Source organism: bacterium (genome assembly GCA_035371905.1).
In the GTDB taxonomy this organism is placed as follows: domain Bacteria; phylum Ratteibacteria; class UBA8468; order B48-G9; family JAFGKM01; genus JAMWDI01.
In genome coordinates this window covers 1-3,352 of the sequence record DAORXQ010000144.1, presented here as the reverse complement: position 1 = coordinate 3,352, position 3,352 = coordinate 1, and the positions used below count along the sequence as shown (strand labels likewise).

4 protein-coding genes are annotated in these 3,352 nt (G+C 29.4%); 1 reads left to right on the top strand and 3 read right to left on the bottom strand.

Annotated features, from left to right (window positions below):
• Nucleotides 1-518 (top strand): CO dehydrogenase/CO-methylating acetyl-CoA synthase complex subunit beta (locus PKV21_09750; GenBank protein ID HOM27769.1); only part of this gene is annotated, 518 nt, incomplete at its 5' end.
• Between the two features lie 125 nt (nt 519-643).
• Here PKV21_09750 and PKV21_09745 read toward each other — a convergent pair.
• From PKV21_09745 to PKV21_09735, 3 genes are all read right to left on the bottom strand, one after another.
• Nucleotides 644-1,222 (bottom strand): hypothetical protein, encoded by a 579-nt coding sequence (locus tag PKV21_09745; protein HOM27768.1) that lies wholly within the window; start codon nt 1,220-1,222, stop codon nt 644-646.
• Nucleotides 1,219-2,850 (bottom strand): beta-galactosidase, encoded by a 1,632-nt coding sequence (locus tag PKV21_09740; GenBank protein ID HOM27767.1) that lies wholly within the window; start codon nt 2,848-2,850, stop codon nt 1,219-1,221. Before PKV21_09740 ends, PKV21_09745 begins: the two co-directional genes overlap by 4 nt.
• Nucleotides 2,851-3,018: 168 nt before the next feature.
• On the bottom strand, nt 3,019-3,352 hold a 334-nt coding region (locus PKV21_09735), incomplete at its 5' end, for a hypothetical protein (protein HOM27766.1).

Sequence of the window (3,352 nt, the reverse complement as noted above, 5' to 3'; positions counted from 1 at the left end):
TTGAAGAAAAATATGGTCAATGGGATGGAGTTAATGAATTTGTAAAAAAAGCAAGTAGAGGCGCAATAGAAAAAGTAAGTGTTTATAGTTTAATGGTTGACCCTATGACTACCTGTGGGTGTTGTGAATGTATTGCAGTTGTTTTGCCTTTATGTAATGGAATAATGACAGTTAATAGAGAATATAAAGGAGAAACACCCTGTGGAATGAAATTTACAACTCTTGCTGGAAATGTTGGAGGTGGTAGACAAATTCCTGGATTTTTAGGACATTCAAAATTTAATATAACTCAGAAGAAGTTTTTACAGGCAGAAGGAGGAATATTACGACTTGTATGGATGCCAAAAATGCTTAAGGAGGAGATTAAAGAGAGATTTATAAAAAGAGCAGAAGAAGTTGGAATACCTGATTTACTTGATAGGATTGCAGATGAAACAATAGGGATAACAGAAGAGGAAATTTTACCATTCTTACAGGAGAAAAAACATCCAGCCCTTGAACTTCCTCCAATTATGTAAGGTCGGAGGACGGGGTTATATAGAAATGCAAAAACAAAAATCCTGATAGGAGAACTTAAAACATATTACTTAAAAATTGAAAAGTTACGAATTAATTTTTTTGATGAAAAAAATCCATTTTTGTTTTATTGAATTATAGAAACTTCTTCTATATAAAAACTTCCCTCTATTTCCTTAACTATTTCACCTTTACTTGCGGCTATATCACCATTTGCTCTTATGAATATATATTCAATATTCTCCCAGTCAGGAAAAGAACCTACAAATTCAAATTTTTCTTTTGGAAATTCAAACTTTTTCCAACCAGTCCAGTCCATAAAACCAACATCCACAATAAAATAACCTGTTTCTGAGCATCTCAATCCCAGCTGGAGATATACTTTTTTATCACCATTACCATAAATCCAGATTGATATACTTTTCATTTTTGAAAAATCCTTATTTTTATTTTTCTTTCTAAAATCCACAACATTATATTCTGGTTTATCACTCAATTTGTAAGTTAATTTTAAAGACGGATTTTCCTCTCGTGTAAATTCTTTATCCTTACATATAGAAATTGAACCAGAGAATGCATTTTTTAGTACAACAATATCCCAATCTGTTTTTCCTTCTTTCCCCTGAAAAATTTTTATTTCTTCCGAAAATAAATTTACAGAGAAAAGAAAAAGTAAAATAGAAAAAACTTTTAAAATATTTCTCATTTTTCACCTCCTTTTTTACTTTTAAATACATCTATTAGTTTTCTACAAATTTCTCCTGCTTCTGTCAATTTTCCATCTCTGCAGATATTTTCAATTATGCCTATGTAAACACCATCAAAACCGTATTTTAAACTCTGATTAAATGTCCATTCAAGCCTTGCTGGACTTGGAACAACATCTACTTCTCCTATTACCTTAACACCCATTTTTTTTATAAGATTCACATCATCAATAGATTGCCAGTCCAGAGCAGGTATGTGGACATAGTCAACAATATCAAGTTTTTTCAAATTTTCTATATAAAAAATAGGATATCTTCCTGAAAAGAAACGACCTGGATAATCAGGATGAGTATGGGGTAACCAAAGCCAGTAAGAAGGTGTAAAAACTTCTTTAACAGCATCCGCAAGTTTAACACACCATTTAAGCATACTTAATCTATAAAAATCAACAAAAACCCAGTGTTCTCTATCAGGATAAAAATTTTTCGGTGGTTTTATATCTGCAAAAGATTTATAATCAGTGCCCATATCTTCATTAAGAAAAATTATATTGTTTCTATATTTCTTTTTTAAGTAATCTCTATAACTTGCAATTGCATTTTCATCAAATGCCCAAATATGAGACCATTCATAAGAAATTTCTGATTCATGTCCTGGACATAACATTATTACTTCGATCTTTTCCAGCAAATTTCTCTCTTTTAAAAAATTTAAAGTATCAATTATATAATTCACCCATAATTTTTCTACTTCAGGATGCCAAGGAGAAAGAAAAAAACCGCCTGTATCATAAATTTCTCCATTTTCGTTTTTCATTAAAAGTTCGGGATGCTTTTTGGCAAACTCATCAGGTGGTGTATTATAAAAACTTATGCCAATCTTAATCCCTTTATCCATAAATGATTTAATTTTTCCTTCCAGCCATTTTCTGTTTTCTATGTTTTTTTCAGGTATATCAGAAGGAAAACTAACTGGGATTATATGAAGATTTATTCCTATATTTTTTATTGTCTCTACATTTTTTTCAATCTCTTCATCATTTCCACCTGCACCCCATGTATCAAATATAAAAGATAAAAACTGTTTTTTTTCTGGTTTTCTTACTGTTAGCCCTTGAATAAGAACAGGACTAATAAATTTCATCTGTGAAATATAAAATTTACCAGAATGAGGATTATCCTCTCTATTTACAATTGTAAATTTTATCCTATCTACACTTTTATAAAAAAGGTGTATTGGACTACTTGCAGGCATTTCTATTATTTGCCATTTTTCTTGTCCCAGGGAAATCATTGAAAGAGGAATAAATGAATCTCTATATTTACACCATACCTCTATTTTATCTTTTTTTCCATTTCCATAAAGTTTAAATCCTATTCTTTCTCCTTCAAAATGATTTTCAGGAAGCATAAAATCAATATCTATTTTCTTTTGATTATCTTTAAATTCGTATTTTATTTCCAAACAATTTTCTTTTAAAAATCTTGCTCTTTTTATTTGTACACCTTCACTAAATATCCATCTTGAGATATTAAATGTTTCTATTCCAACCTTTTTCTCTTGCACATATTCAGGAATTCTTTCAATTAACTTCTTTTGATTTACGGCTATAGAATTTACTATCATTAAAAAAAATATCGGAATATTAAAATGTCTTTTACAACTGGTCAAAAAAATTTTTAAATTTAACGTCCTACTCCTCTCATAAAGTTTTTCTAAATAAAACTTTAAAAAGTTTTTCATTGTAAAACAAAAATTCAATTTTTAACATCACACCAAATAAATTTGACTGCATTATCTACATTCCGGATTCCACCATTTTTTATAATCAGAATTATTCCACGTATTCCAATCAAAATTTACAAAACTAGAACTTGAAATTCCAGCATTATATGGTTCATACCATGAAACATGTCCATCTGCGAAAAGGAAATTTAAACCATCAGAATGCAAACTTAAAAGATTCCCACCATCTTTATATTTCTTTAATCTCTCAAAAAAACCATAATCCCAAGATAAAGCATCTGTTACAGGAACAAAACTTTCAGTAACAACAATAAAATTACTCGGATTTTTAATCCTTGAATATTTTAATGAAAAAGTAGTTCCTGTAGGCCATTCATATATT